Source organism: Kamptonema formosum PCC 10802 (assembly GCF_000332335.1).
Taxonomy (GTDB): domain Bacteria; phylum Cyanobacteriota; class Cyanobacteriia; order Cyanobacteriales; family Oscillatoriaceae; genus Oscillatoria.
Genome location: NZ_KB235948.1, coordinates 820,923 through 840,605 on the forward strand (window position 1 = coordinate 820,923; position 19,683 = coordinate 840,605).

Below are 19,683 nucleotides of genomic sequence, written 5' to 3' on the forward strand. Positions count from 1 at the left end.
GGGGCAAATTTAACTAGCCGGAGGTCTATTATAGCACTAGCCAAAGTGGCAGCGGACATTGAGGGCCGGCGTTCCCTCCGACTGCGGAACTATCTCGCAGGGACAGATTTATCATGGCTTAAATCGGCAACAAAATAAACGCAGCCCAAAAATCGCATTTTCAGTAATAATGCGATCGATAAAAAAGAATATAGCGCAAATTCAAGGCGCAAAACCTTGAGTTTCTAGCTGTCCATGTAGTTCTTTCCCAACAAATCTTGAAGAGTTTTCACGAGCTGTTTGAAACTCACCGGCTTGATCATATAGGCGTCAGCCCCCGCCGCTAGGCATTTCTCTCTATCGCCGGGCATGGCTAGAGCGGTGAGGGCAATAATCGGAATGGTTGCCATGTCGCAGTGGGAGCGAATCTGAGCGGTGGCGCTCAAGCCATCCATCTCCGGCATTTGAATATCCATCAAAATTAGAGAGGGCTTGTGCTGTTGAGCCATGCTGATTGCTTCCCGGCCATTTTTAGCTAAAACTAGCCGGTATCCAGCAGAAAGCAAGTAATTTGAAATCGTCTCAATGTTCCCCTCGTTATCCTCCGCCAGTAAGATTAATGGGGAATCTGGCGCTCGCTCCCCACTTTCAGCGAGCTGGGCAGCAGAGCTGACCGCTGCTAGCTGGCAGCCGGTTACTGGGAGTGGGCGATCGGTGGATAGTGCTCTTTTCTGCCGGATGGCAGGAAGAGCCACGGTGAAGCGACTCCCCTTCCCCAGTTCGCTCTCGAAGCTGACACTCCCCTCGTGCAATTCTACAATCCGCCGCACCAGAGCCAGTCCCAAACCCGTCCCCTGATACCGGCGAGAGAGACTGCTATCAATCTGCACGAAAGGTTGGAACAATTTGCCCATATTTTCTGGGTCGATGCCAATGCCGGTATCGCTGACGCTGAACCTGACGAGCTGTTCTTCTGCATCCACCCCCACTTCAACAGTCACACGGCCACCCTCCCAAGTAAATTTTATGGCATTACTGAGCAGGTTGATCAGTACTTGCCGCATCCGGCGATCGTCCAGTTCAATTTGTGGCAGCCCTTCCGGAATGCGGGTGCTGAGCTTGATGTTTTTCTGATAAGCCTGCTGCTTGACAAACGTCAAGCTAGACTCCACAAGGCTAGTCACACCAACCGGCGCGATGTGCAGCTGCAGTTTTCCCGCTTCCATTTTAGCCAGATCGAGAATCTCGTTGATCAGCTCCAGCAAGTGCTTGCCACTTTTTTCAATCGTAGAGATCGCCTTGCGCTGCCTCTGAGTGAGAGGTCCGCACAGTTCCTCTAGCAAACCTTCCGACATGCCAAGAATGGCATTGAGCGGCGTTCGCAGTTCGTGACTCATGTTCGCCAGAAACTCGTCTTTCAGGCGAGTGGCGCGGGCTAATTCAGCATTGGTGGCGGCGAGAATTTCATTATTTTGGCGCAACGCCTCCTCCGCTTGTTTGAGCGCAGTCATATCGGAAGCAGCGCCCAAAATTTGCTTGGGCGTTCCGCCCGCAGTTCTGGCAAACACGGTATCCCAGCTGTAAAGCCAGCGCCACTCACCCAAGGCGTTCTTCATCCGGTACTCACTCTCCACGATCTCGCCATCTTTGGCTGTGGCAAATCGTTCGTGGTGCTTCAAGACTCTTGTCAAATCGTCGGGATGGACCAAATTTGGCACAAGCCCCGCTCCCATTTCGACAATTTCTTCCGGCGTGTAGCCGAGAACTTTGGCCACCTCTCGATTCGAGTAGATATTGCGCTTTTCTTCCAGGTCATAAATATATAACAGATTAGGAGTAGCGTCAGCGATTTGTCGAATAAACCGCTGGCTCTCCTCCAAGGCTTGCTCCGCTTTTTTGCGCGGGGTGATATCCAGCGCGGCGCAGGTGACACCCACAATCTCCCCGTCTGCATTCTGCAACGGATCGACACTCAAATCGTAGCATTTAATGTCCTCGTTATAGCCAATGACGACTTCTTCCCTTTTCCCGGCACCAGTGCTCAGCACTTCCCGCTTGATGGCTGCCAGCTTTTGCGCGTCCTCAGGCAGAAACAAGTCGGAGTCAAATTTTCCCACAACCTGGCTGGCATCGAACCCCAAAGCTGGATTGTAAATCCAGGTGTAGCGCAACTCAGTGTCTTGATTAAACACAACGATCGGTGAATTTTTCAGCGCAATCCGAAACCGCTCATCACTGTAGCGCAGCGCCTCCTCTGTCTGTACGCGGTGCGTAATGTCTCGAAAATACACAGACAGCCCATCCGCCGAGGGATAGGCGCGGACTTCAAACCAAATATTCACGGAGGGGTATAATTCCTCAAAGGAAACCGGCTTTTGTTCTGCGGCTGCTTGGCGATAGGCTCTCTCAAACTTCGTCCCGATTAACTCGGGAAACTCCTCCCAGATATTCTTGCCCAGCAGTTCTGATACGGGGCGCTGCAAGACAGGCTCTAACAGGGAGTTGACGTGGGTGAAGTTCCACTGCCGGTCGAGCGCGAAAAACCCCTCAGTTATGCTTTCTAAGATATTGTTCAGCTTGCGGTTAGCTTCTTGCAGCGCCAGTTCCGCTTGCTGGCGCTCTGCAATTTGCCGGTGCAATTCCTCAACTGCGCTGTCTAATTCCGCCGTTCGCTCCCGCACCCGCATTTCTAGCTTTTCGTTCAGCTGCTGCAAGGCGGCTTCCGCTCTCTGGCGCTGTTTAAGTTCCGTTTGAACTTGCTGCAAGGCTCTGGCTTGCTGAATGGCGATGGCAATTTGCACGCTCAGTTTCTCTAATAAGTCCAGCTCTTCCTGATGCCACTCCCTGGGATGAGCGCACTGGTGAGCGACTATCAAGCCCCACAACTGCTCGTTAATGACAATCCCTACAGCCAGAATTGCTCTCACATGGAAGCGCTCTAATAACTTTATGTGGCAGTCAGTTAAACCGGCTTGATAGATGTTCGCCGTTACTTGCCTGCGCCCTCGCAAATACTCACAGCCTTTAGTTTGCTGAAAGTAGCTATCTCGAATTTTAGTCCCCAGCACCGGCGGGAATCCTGCGACTGATTCGGCCAGAATTGTCCCTGTCCAGTCTGCCTCGAACTGATAGACTAAAACTCGGTCGCAATTTAGCAATTGCCGCACTTCTCGCACGGTGCAGTCAAAAATATCTTGCAGGTTTAGAGACTGGCGAATGCGCAGGGCAATTGCGTTCAAGAGCTGTTCCGGCTGCTGCTGCAGTTCGGCAGTGCGCAACTGAACGAGCTTTTCTATTTCGGCGTTGCGGCTTTGTAACAGTTCGTTTTTTTCGACTTCTAGCCTCTCAAGTTTTTGCTGCAATATCTCAACGCTGCGATACATTTCCACCGGCTCTAACAGTCGCAGCCCGCTGCTTTGGCCGATCGTCCCCAGCAGCTCCCCGCTTGCGCCCGTTACTGCCAGCAGCCTGACGTGCCGGCGCTGCATTTCTTGATGCGCCACCCACAGGCTGTCACTGGGGCTGAGACAAAAAACAAGCGGGCTGATCGCACCGGCAGCTGCCGTCCCAGCCATATCCAATTCTAGCGCCAAACACCTGACGATTTCTCTCTCCGTGACAATCCCACAGCAGGACAGGCTCGACGCCTGTCCTCCCCCTCCTTCCCCAAGCCTCCCGCCGGCACTGGGCTGGTATATTACCGCAAAACTGACATCCCGCTCTGCCATCAGCTGCGCTAAACTCAGTAGCGAGGCGTCCGCAGGAGCCCAAGCGACACCGGCATCCATTACCTCTCCCACACTTCGCAGTTTCTGCACACTCGCCGGTGGCAGCGCGCAACCCAGACTGGAGGGCTCAATCACCCCCACCAAATTCCCCAAACTATCCACCACCGGCAAACAGCAAATGTGCTTTTGCTCGAACAGGGAGATAATCGCAAACACATCCCAAAATTCACCCTGTTGGAGGATGTGCGCCGGCTCGCTCATCACTTCAGCAATCGCCACTCCAGCGAGATTTTTCCCCTGTGCCGCTAAGCGAACTGCGTCTCGCGCTGCGAACACTCCCACCGGCTTTAACCCTTCTGTCACCAGCACACAGTTCCTCAAAGGCTGAGTGTCAGGCGCGGGATTGCCAGATAAACCGCCATCGCACAGCGGAGAGTGCCTCCCCCAACTTCCGCTCATGCGAGCCAGAACTTCCGCCACTGGAGTTGCCGGTGCGACGGTTAAAGGATGGCGATCTGTGATGTCAGATAGCGTGGGAAAGCAGACTGGCTGTGCGCCAAATTGTCTGTTCAGCCTCGGTGGTGATGATTCCATATTCAGGAAATAACCCGAGCGAGTTAGTGTTTAGTTTTCCGGGGGACAGCGCCTCAGTTGAGGCTGCCCGGACTGCCCTGTTAAGGTGCCATATTTTCTGGGAAGCTGCTATCGGATTTAACAATCAAACAATACAGCGGGAAAGCCGGATGCGATAGCGCCAGGGCTCCCTTGGACTTTTGTCTCCCGCGCCGGCGGGTTTCCCTGCGGGAAACTGCCCTTGGGGCGGCTGCAATCGCCACTGGATCTTCACAGGCATGGGGACGGTTCCCGGATCTGCCCCTTACCAGGAGACCCTGTGCGATACGCCAGGAAGCTGCTGTTTTTCACAGCGGTCAGTCTGGCGCGCTTCCGGCGTGTCCGGCATTCGCCCCCCTGGCGGTGTCTCTTGCCTTGCGCCGCCACAATCGTTTCGTTTACTACTTTAATACACAGCCAGCTCAATTTCACTCACCGATAGCGAGTGCGGCACCCGTGCTCCCCACCTGCTTCCGGAGGGAGCGACATGTTGAGCGGAGAGCTGCGCCCGCTGGACACGGTTCTCCGGTGAAAAATTTTGCATAGGCTGCAGCTGGCTGCCACAGAACATCACCCGCCCCCTTGTGTAACGATTTATTAATAATCCAGCAAATAGGTCGATATACACTATTATATTAAAAAATTATAAAAAACAAGAACGGGTTTTTTCTCGCTCACAGACTTCTTATGGGAGATGGAGCGGGAGAGGGTGGGTGTGAGGTTCTTTTTCTGGTTTCTCGCTGCCGGTGCCGCAGGCGTCCCGCTTTGGGGGCCTGCGAACCAGGGCATTTATTCTGCGGGGGGCGCTGTCACGGCTAAGACGCCCTTATCCCCATCGAGGACAGCCGGCACCCCCACCGGCAGCGCCCCATTCTCCCCATCGTGTCCGAAAGGCAAGTCAGAGACAACCGGAATTCCCAAGTCGCCCAAACGGTCGCGCAGCACCTCTCCTACGGTAAAGCTAGGAATATTTTTGGGAGGCTCGCACTGGCTAAAGCGACCCAGGGCAATGCCCCGGACGCCTGTGAGCGCACCCGCCAGCCGCCACTGGGTCAGCATCCGGTCAATGCGGTAAGGAGCCTCGGAAACATCTTCGAGGGCCAGAATTGCGCCCTCTAGGGGGGGTTGCGCCGGCGTTGAGAGCAGGTGAGTCGCCACAGTCAGATTGGCCGGCAGCAGGTAGCCGCTGGCGGTTCCGCCCCCCCAGCCGGTGCCTTGCAAAGGTTGCAGGGGGCGACCTTCCACCCAGTCGAACAGCCGCGCCTGCGACCGAGCCGGCTCAGCCGCCAGGGTCGTCAGCAGTGGCCCGTGCACCCCTGAAACGCCCAGATTGCTCAGACTCCACAGCAGACTGGTGATGTCAGAAAAGCCAATCAGCCATTTGGCGGGTGCCGGTGGCCAAGTCCAATTTTCCAGAAGCCTCGCGCCGCCGTAACCGCCCCTAGCGCAGAGGATACCGCGACACTCCGGGTCCTTCCAGGCGTCCGCCAGCGCCGAGCGCCGGCACTCGTCTGTCCCCGCCAAATAGCCCCACCGGCTGTCAAAACCGGCGGACAGTTCCACGCGATAGCCGCGCTTTCGCCAAATTCCCACCCCTTTCTCAAAAGCATCCAATTCTCGCAGACAGCCGCTCGGAGCAATAACTCGCAGCAGGTCGCCCGGTTTCAGGGGTGATGGTGGCTGGCAGAGCTGAAATTTTGAATTCATAGCATAAAATTGATAATTTGTCAAGAAGCCGGCCAAACGGCGTAGGACAGGCGTCCCGCCTGTCCCCAAGACGGCGGTCAAGAAACAGTCAAGAAACCAGGTTTCTATACTGGGTAGCGCATCTGCGTTTATCAGCGTCCGGAAAGCGGTTGCCAGAATATAACAGCTATAAATGATTTGTGAGAACCCTCTCTCTTTTCTTTCCTTAGCCGTCTACCCTGCGGGAAGCCGCTTGCGCGTCTATGGAGTCTTGGCGGTTCATTTAAAAATGCCCTAGCTTTCCCAAGGCGATTTGTCGGGCGGTTTGTCCGAATTGGGCAAATTCGGTCGATTTTCCGCACCGGGCGGGATGCGAATCCGCTCTAGCTGGCCAAAGGCCCAGCGGGCTGTTTCCCGGACTTCCGGATCTGGGTCATCAGCCGCATGGCGCAACAGCTGGCTGATTTGAGCGAGCGAATCGTAAATCCGCGTCAAGTCGCGAATCGCATTTTTGCGCACCTCAGGGCTGTCATCTTGCAGCGAGACAGCCAAAGCCCGGCTCAGCGGCGTCAGGGTGCGGGTGCCAATTTCTGACAGCGCCGCCAAAATTAAGCCGCGCTGCTTTGAATCTGAATCAATCATCAAATTCACCAAAGGCTGCACCGCCCGCGAATCCCCTCGCTGTCCCAGATCCCAGATGGCTTTGCGCCGCGTTGCTGGATCTCTGGAGCGCAACTCTTTGACCAGTTCATCAATAATATCGATCTTGGCGAGACGAGTTGTTTCCCTGACAGCCAAAGCGTCCGGCGGTGGGGGAGCTGGCGGTTTTTCCTCCTTCTTGGGCTCTGGTGCGCTGAAAGCCGGTTCCCGGGAGCCGTTGCTCTCAGCGTACTGCTCTCGCGTGGCTGAATTGCCATCTGTCTCTTGGGGGCTGGCATTTTCAGACTCGTCTGGAGAGGCTTCCTCGGAGAGGCTTTCTGGCTCTAAATCCTCGTCGCTGTGGCCAGAACGGATTAGCAAGTAGAACAGCCCGCCGGCAACTGCAATAACAGCAACGGCCCCCAAGCCCAGCAACACCCACTTGATGGGAAAACCCGATTTCTTCTTAGATGGGTTGGGGGTTGGGGCGGTTTCAGTCTGGGCGAGAAGGGTGGCTTGCCGAGCGGGCAAATCCGCAGCTCTGTGCGGTTGCTCCTCGGTTTTTGCTGCTGCAGTGCGGTCTTTTTGTAAACCGGCTAAACCACTCGCTTCTGGGAAGGGTAAATTTCGCGTCTGTGCAATTAGGCTGTTTGCTGCCACCGGCACGGGCGTCCTCCAACCTGCCTCTGCTCGGGTTGAGTGAGTGAATCCTCTGGCGGCGCTGGGGGAAACAGCAACACAGCTAGCGCAGGCAAGGAGCAACACAGTGGAGCGGTGGGGCACCATAATCTCATGCAGGGGTGGGAGACGGAACTAGCGAGATCTGTTACGGTCGAATGGAGCTAGTTTAATCCTATCCGCTGTGCGCCTAAGAAGCTCGGCGCAAGGGTAAATTATTATTCCCGCCGCTGCAACAAAATGTTATATTTCCGGCTCAGATTCCCTGAGGCGGACTTCCACCGGCACTTTCACCTGCTTGGCCGGCGACTGCTGCAACAGCAGCCGGCGGCTTTCTGTGGCTGCTGTTTCGGCAGAGGGATTTATATCGCTAACTTTTCCCCCTATTTTCAGTTTTTGTGCTATAATGTCGCGCTGATTGATCAGGTAGATGCTGGCCAAGGTGAGGCAGACGCCGGCGGATTGCAGGGGGCTGAGGACTTCGGCGAGGAAGAGGTTGCCAAACAGGAGGGCGAAGACGGGAGTGAGGAAGGTGAGAGAGCTGAGGCTGGTGAGGCTGCCGAGTGAGGCGAAGTAGAAGAATAAGCCATAGGCAATGGCACTGCCAAAGAGGGTGGAGTACGCCAGCGCCGCCCACCCCGACAGGTCGATGTTAACCCACTGCTGGCTTTCTGTGGCAGCGGAGAGGGCGAACAGGGGCAGCCCGCCTAATATCATGTGCCAGCCGGTGGCGGCCACAGGGTCAGCGTGCCGGCACACGGCCCGAATTGTAACGGTTCCCACTGCCATTGACAGCGCCGCCAGCAGCATCAGCCACTGTCCGTTCTGGAACAGCAGCTCCAAGCCGGCTCGCACCGGCACTGGGTTTCCGCCCAGCAGCCCGAAGATCCACTCGTCTGGCAAGCCAATCAGGCTGATGCCGGAGACGCCGGCAGCCAGACCCAGCCAGCCCCACAGGCCAATGTGCTCCCCAAACAGCAACCGCGACAAAATGGCGACTGCCAGGGGTTGGGAGTCGATCATCACTGAGCCCAAACCCGCGCCGGTCCTGACTAATCCTTCTGCCAAGAAGCCTTGAAACATCGCCCCATCGACGAGGGCGAACAGGGCCACCCACAGCCACGCCGCCCAGCCTTTGGGTTGGGGTCTGCCTTGCAGCGCTGCGGCGATCGCCACCAGGATGCCGGCGGGCACCAAGCGCACCCCCGCCATGAACAGCGGCGTCGTGTGCGGGATAACGCCCTTCATGGCCACCATTGCTGTCCCCCAAAGGAAAAACGGCGCGATCAGTAGGGCCCAAGTGAGAGGGTGTTTCGATTCAGTCAGTTTCAGCTGCTGCATGGGTTTTAGCTGTTGCGGAACTAAGCCCGGGTCTGGGCGTGTTTAGGCCATCGCTCTGCGGCCAGAACTGCTGTGAGCGGTGAACTATGCTCTATCATTACATCAAATTGTGTACTTTTGTTAAGAAGTTAAGTGGTGCCGGTTCCGCGATCGCGGAACCGGCACTACTGCTGCCGGATGCCGCCGGCTTAAGATAGAAGTGAGCGCAACAGAAGTGGGGTGCCGCACTGCGAGGGAACGCACCCGACAAGCTCAACGATTGAAAATCTCAAACTACAGACAGCCGAGGCTACAGCCCAGATTTGACCGCCCATGATTTGGCCATTTAACAAGTTTCGCAAACAAATTGCGCGGATTGAAATCACCGGCGCGATTGCCGGCAGCACCCGCAAGCGGGTGCTAGAAGCCCTCAAAACAATAGAAGAGAAACGCTTTCCCGCCTTGCTGCTGCGGATTGACAGCCCCGGCGGTACAGTTGGCGATTCTCAGGAAATCTACAGCGCCTTAAAGCGCCTGCGAGAAAAAACCAAAATCGTGGCCAGCTTCGGGAATATCTCGGCGTCTGGGGGCGTGTATATCGGCATGGGAGCCGAACACATCATGGCCAACCCGGGCACGATTACCGGCAGCATTGGCGTGATTCTGCGGGGCAATAATATCGAGCGCCTGCTGGAAAAACTCGGGATATCTTTCAAGGTGATTAAATCTGGCCCGTACAAAGACATTTTGGCCTTTGACCGGGAGCTGACAGACCAGGAAAAGGACATCCTGCAGCAAATGATTGATACCAGCTACCAGCAGTTCGTGCAAACCGTGGCGGAAGCGCGCAACCTGGCGGTGGAAACGGTGAGGAGTTTTGCCGATGGCCGGATTTTTACTGGCCAGCAAGCCCTGGAGCTGGGGGTGGTTGACCGGCTGGGAACAGAAGAGGACGCCCGCCGGTGGGCGGCGGAACTCGCGGGACTCGACCCGGAAAAAACGCCAGTTTTTACTATCGAGGAGCGCAAACCCCTGCTGAGCCGGTTGATGGGGGGGAGCCAAATCACATCCTCCCTCAGTGCCGGCACCGACTGGATAGAGTTTGAACTGTCTACAAGTGGCCAGCCCTTGTGGATGTACCGGCCTTAATTTTCTATTTAGCACTCAGCTGTCAGCCGTCAGCTTAAGATGGTTGTCAGAGCAATAAATCGCACAAGCTTTCAGCTTGAGCGGGCGTGCTGACCGCTATGGAAACAAGGGAGGAAATTGGCGTGGACTGGAAAGTTAGGGCGATTCGCGGCGCAACAACCGCCGAGGCAAATACGGTGGGGGCGATTCGAGAAGCGGTCACGGAACTCCTGGACGAACTGGAGGCTTGGAATCATATCGATCCGGAGGAAATCATCAGCGTCACTTTTTCCGCCACCCGCGATTTGGATGCTATCTTTCCTGCGGCGATCGCCCGGTCGCGACCGGGCTGGAACAACGTGCCCCTGCTGGACGTTCAGCAAATGCACGTCGAGGGGAGTCTAGAGCGCTGCATCCGATTTTTAATTCACGTCAATGTTCCCGCGCCCCACCCCAAGTTTCACCACCCCTATCTGCGGGGAGCGAAAAATCTCCGGCCCGACTGGGGTTTCACACCGGCTCCTCCCGCGCCGCCGGTCGTTCAGTCCCATCACTGATTGCCGCTTGGGGGCTATTCCTGGCTGGCTAACTTTGTTTGCGGGGGTTTAGGTTAAGAAACGTTATGAAATCCTCAACCCCCACAGGTTTTATGCTTTAATAATAGACTGAGCAGTAGTGCCGGTTCCGCCTATCCCTACTAGCAAGTGAGATGCCTTGTCCATTCCTGAACTGTCTATTCCTATATAAGGGCAGGCGCGGGGCACTGCCCGTACTGTTGAAATGAAGGGCAAAGGAGGTAAAATAAGAAAGCGGGCGTTTGCTTTCGATTTACTCGTATGTCGTGCCATCCGGCATGATTGCGCCGGTGATATTTGCATCCTTCAGGTTAGCTCCAGCCAGGTTTGCACCCTTAAAATTCCCTTTTCCCAAATTGGCTACGGTTAAGTCTGCACCACGGAAATCGGCTGAAGTCAGGTTGGCCCCACTGAAGTTGGTTCTGATGAGATTGACTCCGCAGAAATTGAACCCGCTCAAATTTTGCCCACTCAGGTTTGCTTCTTTCAAGTAAACCCCAACCCAATTTATGCCTGTTAGGTTTGCGCCGCTTAGGTTTGCTCCCTGAAGGTTGGCTTTACTCAGCTTCGCTTTACTCAGGTCTGCCCCTGTTAGGTTAGCTTGTCCTAAACTTGTCTGTGCTAAAAAGAGGGGGAAGTCTGGGAAGCGCCCTGTGAACCTAGCGACAAACCTTGACGGCAAACCCCACTACACGAATCGCGCCGCACAGCAGTTATAGCAGTAGCCACTTAGGTTCGTACATTTCGGCTTCTTTTGCACCCCCGCACTCCAGCTCCTATTGTCCTAACCCATATTACTACTGGGATATCGACGTAGGCCAGCGTCTGGCTGCCCTCAAGGTCTAATGTTCTAACCTAAGTGCATACTGCTATCCTTGGCAAAGGAGTAGTAGCTGATGCTCAAATTGAGCAATTGACAGAGATTTATCAACTCTATATTGCCGGCACCTCTCAGATATACCCAGTCGAGCAACAGCCTATTGTGCGGGCGTTGAGAGGCGAAAGTACCAGCGTTGAGAATATGGAAATCCACCTGACAAGATTGTCCCTATAGAGGCTTGGGGAACCGCACAGCTGTTTCAAGATTGCCTGCGCCTCAATCCGGAGGACAAGCCGGCTCAAATCTATCTGGAACGCTGCCGGCAGCAGTAGGGTGCGTTCCCAAGGGGAACGCTACAATATCTTTTTCTTAATTAGCTTCGGGAGAAGGAGGCGGAGCCTCCAAATAGGCGTTCCCAGCCTGAGGCTGGGAACGAGGAATTGCTATAGCTTCGGGAGAAGGAGGCGGAGCCTCCAAATAAGCGTTTCCAGGCAGATCCTGGGAACGAGGAAACGAGGAATCTTTCTCCCCCTCCCCGCAAGCGGGGAAGGGGGTTGGGCGGTGGGGTTCATCCGGTAATTTAAGGGCGTAGCTGCTTGTGCGCCGGCACGTTGTGGTGGGAGTTGTGGTGGAAGCGAATTCCTATAAAAACGTCATAAACAAAACTCCAAAAACTTTCTTTTTCCAGCAGCCCTAGGGTTTGGGGGCTGCCTTTTGCGTCTAGCAAGGGTTTGGTCGCCCAGTAGGCTGCCTGGTAGTTATACCAGGGAATAGACGGCCATAAATGGTGGATTAAATGGTAATTTTGTCCCCCAATCAGGATATTGAGAATTGGGCTGGGGTAAACTCTGGCATTGGTCCAGCGATCTCGCTCTTGGAAGGGCCGGTGGGGGAGATAGTCAAAAAACAGTCCCAGCGCTAGCCCGACGACTAATGAGGGCAATCCCCAATAAGTGAGAAGATAGTCCAAATGGTCGTGCTGGCAGGCGAGATAGATCACCGCCACCAGGAACAGCCGGCTCAAAAACCATTCCAGCAACTCCCACTTGCGCCACAGACGCCGCTGGAAGAAGAATACCTCGTGGTAAAAAAACCTAGGCGCAATCAGCCACAGGGGTCCGCCGGTGGAAACGAAGTGATCCGGGTCGTTTTCCGGATCGTTGACGTGGGCGTGATGCTGCAGGTGAACGCGGGTAAACACGGGAAAGGCAAAGCCCAGCATCAGGGCGCTGCCGTGTCCCAACAGGGCATTGGCCACCCGGTTGGGGTGGGCCGCGTTGTGGCAGGCGTCGTGGATCACCGTCCCCGCCATGTGCAGGGCGATCGTATTGATACAAAAGCAGCACCAGTGTGGCCAGTTCCCAAACCAGAAGCCGAGGTGGGAGCTCAGCGTAAGGGCGACTGCCGCTAGAAACATCAGTAGCGTGGGATTCCAGTCGGCGGGAGGCCCGAGGAATTCTTTGGGAACTGTCAGAGGCTGCCGGGACTCCGACATTTTAGTCTCTACTCCTTGTGGTTGACTCTCGCGCAGTATACGATACAAAGGCGCAATAATAAAGTTTTGTTGCGGACTTCGCAGGCCTCTCGCGACTCTGTAAACAACCGTAAACGTCCCGCTGCGGTTCCCACCGACACCCTGCCGGTGCCAGGAGACAGGTGGGTCAGCGGAGGAGGGATGAGTCAGCAGGCTGTTTCAATCCCGTTTCCTTTGATTCGCTGGCCAAAAATCTTCTCCTCCCACCCCCGGCTGCAATCACTGTCGCATTGATATGGGCTACGCTCCCACCACCGGGATGCTCCCCTGTGGGTTTACCTCAAGAACGCCGGTTCACCACCTCTGCTATATAATTTCATCCCACCCTTGCAATCCGCTCACGATCCACTGTTCGCCGTGAACATTTTTTAGATCCTAAATCTTGTATGACTTCAAGAGTAGGTTTGACTTGAATTCGCGCACAACCGAATCAGATGCCTCTTTGCTTAGAACGTTGGATTTTAAAAGAGTTAAGTTCGATTAAATCTTGTCAAGATTTATATCGATCGCCATTGTGGCTGGTGAAATATCCAACTAAATTTCAAACCGAACTGTAGCGTGCTGGAAGCGCGCAGCCAATAACTGTGGGGTCTGGCCAGTCAGAGTAGGAATTGGGAATCGTGTTATTAAGTAATGTAATGTTATGGTGAGCGCTCAATCTTTGTTCCACAGGCTATCCTCGGCTTTTGCCTTCCCCAATGAAGTGCAACTCAGTCAGATTCGAGTTCCTGACAAGCAAAGCGCCCTGTTACGAAAAATTATTGACCGCATCCGCAACTCGCTGGAGATGAAAGTGGTGTTGCAGACGGCAGTGGATGAAGTGGCCACCCTGCTGAAGGTGGATCGCTGCTGTTTTCTGTGGTACTTCAACGATTCCCAGCGAGTGCAAGTGGTCTGCGAGCGGACTTGTGGCAATCAAAAACCCTCCCAGTTAGGGTACTACCCCCTGGAAAACTTTGGCTCCGCCGCAACCGCTATCGCTGAGGGTGCTTTAATCGTCAACTATGGCCCCCACTCCAACCCACAGGGCGTGGGTGCCATTGCCAGACTGATGTCCCGACTGCCGGTGCGCCCGCTTACTGCACCCCAGCCCTCACCGAGAAGCCAGTGCCAGACGCCGCCGCACCTGCTCGGCGCGCTCGCAAACCTGCTAGTGCCGGTAAAAAATCAAGGCGGCTGGACCGGCTTTATTGCCTGCCTCTGCGACCGGCCCCGGCAGTGGACAGCGGGCGAAATAGAATTCCTCCAGTCCATCGCCCAACAGCTAGAAATTGCCATTCGCCAAGCCCAACTTTACGAGCAAACCGAAAAACAAGCCCAGCGAGAGCGACTGATCAACCAAATCACCGCCCAAACCCGCCAGAGTTTGAATCTGGAAACCATTCTCAACTCGGCAATCGCCGGGCTGGTGGAAGCCCTCAAGGCAGAGCGGTGCCTCGTTCATTTAGTCGAAGATGGGGATTCGTGCTCGCACGCCCAACCGCTCTGGGAAGATGGCTTGGAGGCTGCAGCCTGCCAGATGGCCTTCCGACGCCGGCACCTGCTTGAGGTTTGCCGGGACACCTGCTCTCCTTCCATCGATGATTTTGACACTCACGGACCGATTACCCAGTGGGTGGTTGAGCACCGGCAAATGGTTGTGATCTCCGACGTCACCAAAGACCCCCGCATTGGCCCGAATAACCCGGAATACCTGAAGGCTAGCATCAAATCGTCCCTCGTCGTGCCGGTCTGTGCCGGCGATGAACTGCAGGCGATTCTGTATATCAACCAGTGCTTTTACACTCGCTACTGGTCTAAAAACGACCAGAAGTTAGCCCAATCCGTTGCTGACCAGCTGGCCATTTCCATTCAGCAGGCCAAGCTCTACTCCCGCGCCAAGGCTGCCGCTGCCAAAGCCACCGCTCAAGCTGTGCAGCTCACCCAGCTCCTGCACGATCTCAAGCAAAGCCAGATGCAATTAATTCAGACGGAAAAGATGTCCGCCCTTGGGGAGCTGGTTGCCGGTGTGGCGCACGAAATTAACAACCCTGTTAACTTTATTTACGGCAATCTCAACTACGCTGACAACTACATCCGAGAATTGCTCGACCTGGTGCGCCTCTACGAAAAACACTACCCCCACCCCGTCCCGGAAATCGAGGCTCACTGCGAAATCATTGACCTGGATTTTCTCAGTGAGGATTTGCCCAAACTCCTGTCGTCGATGAAAATAGGGGCTGAGCGAATTCGCGAAATTGTGCTTTCCCTGCGGAATTTCTCGCGCGTTGACCAAGCAGAAATGAAGCCGGTCAATTTGCACGAGGGAATTGACAGCACGCTGCTGATCCTGCAAAACCGGCTCAAGCCTAACGGCAGCCGTCCCGGCATTGCCATCGTTAAGGAATACGGCAATCTGCCGCCGGTGGAGTGCTACGCCGGACAGATCAATCAGGTATTTATGAATATTATCAGCAATGCCATTGACGCGCTGGAAGAAGCGAATGGGGCATCGGGCTTAGAGCGCCATAAAAACAAAAAATCACCCGTGACCCACGCCGCCAGCCCCATCCCCACCATTCGCATTCGCACAGAAGTAAAGCATCCCAATAGCGTAACGGTGCGGATTAGTGATAACGGCCCAGGAATGTCAGAATCTGTCAAAGCCCGACTGTTCAATCCGTTTTTCACCACCAAGCCGGTGGGAAAGGGTACGGGACTCGGACTCTCGATCAGCTATCAGATTGTGGCCGACAAGCACGGTGGGTGCCTCACCTGTCACTCCCAACCGGGACAGGGGACGGAATTCTGCATTGAAATCCCCCTGCGGCCAAACTTCCGCCACTGTGCCCCTGCGGTTGCGCCAAGCTCTGCCGTCCCAGCACCGGCAGCCGTCGCTTCCTGCTGAAGGCAGAATCCAGGGACAGGGGGGGTGGCGACTCTTTTGTCCGGTTTCCTGCTGCAAAACTCCCCCTGCGAGTAGATAACATACGTTAGATTACTTTTTAAAAATCCAGGGCGGTTAAACGCTGGGTCCCACAACGCCTGGCTGCTGCTTATCCTTTTATACATAGGCTCTTGCTGAGAGGGGCACAGCAGGTCTGCCGGATAGCCCGGTGGCGTTTTTAGCAAATAAATTTAACGGAAAGCGGAGAGTGTGAAAACCGGCAGCCGCTGTGCTATAATATAAAACCTGTAAAATGCCGGTGCGGCAGACGCTCCCCACTCCCGCCTCTCCCCCCGCTGTGGCGTATCAGTCCGGATCGGATGTGGGCTCGCCGGCAGCAGGGGCTGTGGGAAAATTCAGGACAGGGAGGCGCTGACCCCGAAACACTTCCTCGGACGCCTCACCGATGTCCCGCATCAAGGCGGTGAGGGCTTTCCCCCCCCACAAGCCGAGGACTGCAGGCACCGCCGCCAAGCTCAACAGCATGTCCGAGGGGAAGGCGGGGCTAGCCGGCGGGCTTTGCCTGTTTGAAGGGGTGTCAAATGCATTAGTTTCTGATACGGTTTGGCTAGGGAATAGCATCTGTAACTTCCATGCAACGCAAGGGTGGGAATTTCAAAGGCGCAAGCGCCCCTCTCACCAACAACTATGCCAAAAGACAGGGCAGGTGCGCTATTCCTAAGGATAGAAACGACTAGCAGGTACTGCGACGCTAATGTTGAAAGTGGATGAGCGTGTCGGGGCAAGCCAGCCCACCCTAAACGAGTGGGCGTCAAGGGCTTTAGGACTGCCAGAAGTGCGGGTGCAAGTCCGGCTGCGCGGGAATAACTTGTACCTCCTGTGTGAGGGCACCCCCTGTCCGGATGTGTCGTTCGCCGTGCGGGGGTTCGCCCGGGCACTGGCGGCCACCCCGCTGGAAACCCTCCGCCAGCCGGACCAGCCCCGGATATACCAGATATTTCTTTCCGGTCGGGAGTTTGGCCACAATCGCCCGGACTGGACGGTGCGGCTCGACCCCCACCAGCTAGACCGATATCTCGATCAAGACCCGCCTCCTGCGCCGGCAGAGATTTCAACGCCGGCTCCGGCACTAGCGATCCCAGCCCCAAGCTCCGCGCCGGCACTGCACGGACCTGACACTTCCGAACCCCACCAACTGCAGCCACCGGCAGCCACCGGCACCCCGGAGCCACCTCGCTCTGGCCAAGGAAAGGGCCGGAAGCGGGCCAGCCGGCCTCAAACCCCCGAAGCGCAAGCAGACGCTATCGCCCGCCATCTCAGCGAAAGCCTGACTCCATTGGGGATTGCGGTGCGGTGCAGCATCAAAGAGTTTGAGCCGGCCCCCACCGCGAAGCCGGACTCAGCACAAAGCTCCCTCGCACACCTCGCACAGCCAGCGCCACAGTCGCGCAAGCGCCTGTGGGTGGTGTGCGAGTCCGCCTACAGTCCGGAACCGTCCTTGCTAGAAGAACCGATTGTCAGGCGGTTGCGAGCCCTGCTAGACACGCCGGTCGGGGAATTTCTCAAAGAGTTCAAGTCGGCGTCGATCGTCGGGCGAGTCAGCGGTGAGGCGAAACCTGAGTGGGTGGTGCGCGTCAACCTGACTCCTGCTGAGGAACTCCTGAGAGCGTGGGCTCGCTGGGGTGACGTCCAGGCTATCGCAGCCCTGCTCAATCGCGCTCTAGCCTCCCAGAAAGTGGCCGTGAGAGCGGCGCTGCAGGAATCAACGCTACACCTGCTGTGCTCGGCGGGCGACCGCTCGCCCTCCCCTAGCGCAGGAGCGCCAGACAAGCACCCTGTCGTGGCGGCGGTGCTGCCGGTGCTGCAAAGCATCTCCCCTCAAGGCATCCACGCCACCACCATTTACGGCGTCAGAGCTTCTGAGCGTCACTCAGACAGCCAGCTGTTCATTTCCGCTGAAACCCTTCTGGCTCAAGAAGAGTCGCCGGTTTGGATACACTGGCTGGATTTGCCCGCAGCCAAAGACCCCGCCAAAGCAGAAACAGCCCTGGAACTGGCCAAGCGCGGAGATATAGCCGCTCTCACCTTTTTGCTCGACCGGGTGATCCATTCAAATTTAAATGCCAAACTGGCGACCGGCGGCATTCAGGTTCAAGTCCTGCAAAAAGGCGACTTGCTGCACGTGATCGCCGACGCCTCAGTCTGCCCCCAGCAAAGTCGCGTGGGCCCGCCGGTGGCCCGGTTCCTGCGCCAGCTGCAGCTTCCCGGAATTACTGGGCTGCGCGTCTACGGACGCCGTGCCGGTGCCAAGCTGCCCCTCTGGCGCTACGGCGCGGATTTTGTCGCCCGCCCCAATAAAGTAAAAGCTGAGCCACCAAAAGAGCTCGCCGCTCCAGTCACGGGTTCTGGCAATTTGCTGTCTGAACCGGGCGAGCTGGTTTTCCGCCCAGACCTCAAACCGGAAGAGAGCGATGCCGGTGAGAGCCCCACGCTCCCGGAGAAACTCGTTGAGGCGGTTCAGCTTGTCCTGGTTCGCTCGCAAGTGTTTGTTCCAAGCAACCCCCTAGCCCGTCAAGTCACTCCCCAAGGCGCTTGGGTTGCTTTAGTTTGGGGCACCCTGGGATTGCTCCTCACCCTGCAAACCGACTGGGCGATCGGCGCACTGCTGCGCTCCCGGTTCAATCAGGTTTCCCCAGAAGCGATAGCACAAAAACCGGGAAATGTCAACACCGACATGCCGGCACCAACCGTGTCCGTGCCCCTGCCCCAAATCGAACTGTCAAAATCCAAAACCGACGACCGGTCTGTGTTTAATGCCTCTGGCTTTACCGAGCAGGGCGAGAGCGAGGTCACAATTGCCGGCAACTGCCCGACCACAGGCGGCGATATCGACCCAGAGCGCTGCGTTCCGGAATCCTCCGACTACCCCAGCTTCAACAGCCGGCAGCTCGACGGGCAGGTGGCTATCTATCAGAAGTACCTCGAAGAAGTGGGGAAGCCAGATATCATGATTGTGGGCAGCTCCCGCGCCTTGCGGGGAGTCGATCCGCTGACGCTGCAAAAAACCCTGAACGAGCAGGGGTATCGGGGGCTGAAGATATTTAACTTCGGGATAAACGGCGCTACGGCGCAAGTGGTAGATTTGCTGCTCAGAGAAATCCTCCTGCCGGATCAGCTGCCGAAACTGGTCTTGTGGGCGGACGGAGCGCGAGCTCTCAACAGCGGTCGGGTCGATGTCACTTACAATGGCATCGCCCTTTCTGAAGGCTACAAAAAGCTGGCGAAAGGAAAGCGCCCCGTCGTCACTCCTCAAGGGGTGAAATCTTCTGATTCCGGGGAGTCTGCAGAAAGCGCGTCCGCCGGCAAGCCGGTGGCTGAGACATTTTGGCGGAGCAGCTATCAAGAAATCGGCGAGTGGCTCAATGAAAAACTGGCCGGCTTTTCTGCGACCTATCCCCGGCGCGACCTGCTGAAAGCCCTGCTGCAGCAGCAGCTGGCTCAGACGCTGACATCCAAGTCTCTCTCTCTAGCTCCCTCACCCGACGAGCCCGCTTCCCCACAAAAAGAAGCCTCAGACGCCGAAACCCCGGCGGGGAATCAGGTTGCTGTTTCGGTGGACAGCAACGGGTTCCTGCCGCTGCCGGTGCGCTTCAATCCCACCACTTATTATAAAAAACATCCCAGAGTCTCTGGCAGTTTTGACGCTGACTACGAGTCGTTCCAAGTGGCAGGCCGGCAAACCGCTGCTTTTAAAACTGTCCTGCAGTTTCTCAGCGAGCGCCAGATTCCCCTTGTCTTTGTCAATGTGCCGCTGACTGCAGACTACTTGGATGCCGCACGCCAGCAGTACGAACAGGAATTCCGCGAACACATGGTGCGCCTGTCAATGGAACAGAAATTTATTTTCCGCGACCTGTCAGAGCTGTGGCCGGCTCAGAATGAGTTCTTTTCTGACCCCAGCCACCTGAATCGCTACGGCGGTTACGAAGTTTCCAAACGACTGGGGCAAGACCCGATAATTCCCTGGCCTTCTGCTGACGGAGGAGTGGAGCGACGGGAGTAGGAACTGGTTTTTACCCTCCTTCCGGGGGCGCTAG

General features: G+C 56.1%; 12 protein-coding genes and 1 pseudogene. 5 read left to right on the top strand and 8 right to left on the bottom strand.

The annotated features are described in order from the left end of the window. Nucleotides 1-224 precede the first annotated feature (224 nt). The 4 genes from OSC10802_RS43915 to OSC10802_RS0103685 form a co-directional block, all read right to left on the bottom strand. A complete protein-coding gene (locus OSC10802_RS43915) occupies nt 225-4,301 on the bottom strand; it encodes a PAS domain S-box protein (RefSeq protein WP_026098137.1) in 4,077 nt (1,358 codons plus the stop codon). Nucleotides 4,302-5,108: 807 nt separating this feature from the next. Then, nucleotides 5,109-6,026: a S66 peptidase family protein gene (locus tag OSC10802_RS0103675; protein ID WP_017715436.1), complete on the bottom strand. Its 918-nt coding sequence runs from the start codon at nt 6,024-6,026 to the stop codon at nt 5,109-5,111. Between the two features lie 273 nt (nt 6,027-6,299). Continuing rightward, nucleotides 6,300-7,310 carry a HEAT repeat domain-containing protein gene (locus OSC10802_RS38550; protein WP_232731612.1) on the bottom strand — a complete coding sequence of 337 codons (1,011 nt, stop codon included), beginning with the start codon at nt 7,308-7,310 and terminating at the stop codon, nt 6,300-6,302. 255 nt (nt 7,311-7,565) lie between these two features. Then, complete coding sequence (locus OSC10802_RS0103685; RefSeq protein ID WP_017715438.1) at nt 7,566-8,663, bottom strand: DMT family transporter; 1,098 nt, start codon at nt 8,661-8,663, stop codon at nt 7,566-7,568. Nucleotides 8,664-8,975: 312 nt separating this feature from the next. Between OSC10802_RS0103685 and sppA the strand changes: the two genes are divergently transcribed. Both sppA and aroH read left to right on the top strand, forming a co-directional pair. Next, nucleotides 8,976-9,791: a signal peptide peptidase SppA gene (gene sppA, locus OSC10802_RS0103690; protein ID WP_017715439.1), complete on the top strand. Its 816-nt coding sequence runs from the start codon at nt 8,976-8,978 to the stop codon at nt 9,789-9,791. A 122-nt stretch (nt 9,792-9,913) separates the two neighbouring features. Then, on the top strand, nt 9,914-10,327 hold the full coding sequence (gene aroH / locus OSC10802_RS38555) for a chorismate mutase (protein ID WP_198525054.1): 414 nt from the start codon (nt 9,914-9,916) through the stop codon (nt 10,325-10,327). 271 nt (nt 10,328-10,598) lie between these two features. On the opposite strand, the gene OSC10802_RS54000 is transcribed toward aroH, so the two are convergent. Both OSC10802_RS54000 and OSC10802_RS56310 read right to left on the bottom strand, forming a co-directional pair. Then, nucleotides 10,599-10,835, bottom strand: a complete 237-nt coding sequence (locus OSC10802_RS54000) for a pentapeptide repeat-containing protein (protein WP_017715441.1) — start codon at nt 10,833-10,835, stop codon at nt 10,599-10,601. A 33-nt stretch (nt 10,836-10,868) separates the two neighbouring features. Beyond that, nucleotides 10,869-11,027, bottom strand: a pseudogene (locus tag OSC10802_RS56310) (pentapeptide repeat-containing protein); the annotation flags it as partial. 177 nt (nt 11,028-11,204) lie between these two features. Between OSC10802_RS56310 and OSC10802_RS48740 the strand changes: the two are divergent. Beyond that, a complete protein-coding gene (locus OSC10802_RS48740) occupies nt 11,205-11,399 on the top strand; it encodes a hypothetical protein (RefSeq protein WP_155967363.1) in 195 nt (64 codons plus the stop codon). Between the two features lie 346 nt (nt 11,400-11,745). Here OSC10802_RS48740 and crtR read toward each other — a convergent pair whose 3' ends face one another. Next, nucleotides 11,746-12,660 carry a beta-carotene hydroxylase gene (crtR, locus tag OSC10802_RS0103705; RefSeq protein WP_017715442.1) on the bottom strand — a complete coding sequence of 305 codons (915 nt, stop codon included), beginning with the start codon at nt 12,658-12,660 and terminating at the stop codon, nt 11,746-11,748. Nucleotides 12,661-13,342: 682 nt separating this feature from the next. On the opposite strand from crtR, the gene OSC10802_RS38565 reads away from it, so the two are divergent. Continuing rightward, nucleotides 13,343-15,586 carry a GAF domain-containing protein gene (locus OSC10802_RS38565; protein WP_017715443.1) on the top strand — a complete coding sequence of 748 codons (2,244 nt, stop codon included), beginning with the start codon at nt 13,343-13,345 and terminating at the stop codon, nt 15,584-15,586. Nucleotides 15,587-15,931: 345 nt separating this feature from the next. Here OSC10802_RS38565 and OSC10802_RS38570 read toward each other — a convergent pair whose 3' ends face one another. After that, a complete protein-coding gene (locus OSC10802_RS38570) occupies nt 15,932-16,207 on the bottom strand; it encodes a hypothetical protein (RefSeq protein WP_044169946.1) in 276 nt (91 codons plus the stop codon). Between the two features lie 133 nt (nt 16,208-16,340). On the opposite strand from OSC10802_RS38570, the gene OSC10802_RS0103720 reads away from it, so the two are divergent. Further along, nucleotides 16,341-19,649, top strand: coding sequence for a hypothetical protein (locus OSC10802_RS0103720; protein WP_017715445.1), 3,309 nt, complete (start codon nt 16,341-16,343; stop codon nt 19,647-19,649). Nucleotides 19,650-19,683 lie beyond the last annotated feature (34 nt).

Bases quoted from the DNA above. Each gene is read 5' to 3' on its own strand.
- OSC10802_RS43915 (WP_026098137.1), bottom strand. From the start codon at position 4,301: ATGGAATCATCACCACCGAGGCTGAACAGACAATTTGGCGCACAGCCA.
- OSC10802_RS0103675 (WP_017715436.1), bottom strand. From the start codon at position 6,026: ATGAATTCAAAATTTCAGCTCTGCCAGCCACCATCACCCCTGAAACCG.
- OSC10802_RS0103685 (WP_017715438.1), bottom strand. From the start codon at position 8,663: ATGCAGCAGCTGAAACTGACTGAATCGAAACACCCTCTCACTTGGGCC.
- sppA (WP_017715439.1), top strand. From the start codon at position 8,976: ATGATTTGGCCATTTAACAAGTTTCGCAAACAAATTGCGCGGATTGAA.
- crtR (WP_017715442.1), bottom strand. From the start codon at position 12,660: ATGTCGGAGTCCCGGCAGCCTCTGACAGTTCCCAAAGAATTCCTCGGG.
- OSC10802_RS38565 (WP_017715443.1), top strand. From the start codon at position 13,343: ATGGTGAGCGCTCAATCTTTGTTCCACAGGCTATCCTCGGCTTTTGCC.
- OSC10802_RS38570 (WP_044169946.1), bottom strand. From the start codon at position 16,207: ATGCTATTCCCTAGCCAAACCGTATCAGAAACTAATGCATTTGACACC.
- OSC10802_RS0103720 (WP_017715445.1), top strand. From the start codon at position 16,341: ATGTTGAAAGTGGATGAGCGTGTCGGGGCAAGCCAGCCCACCCTAAAC.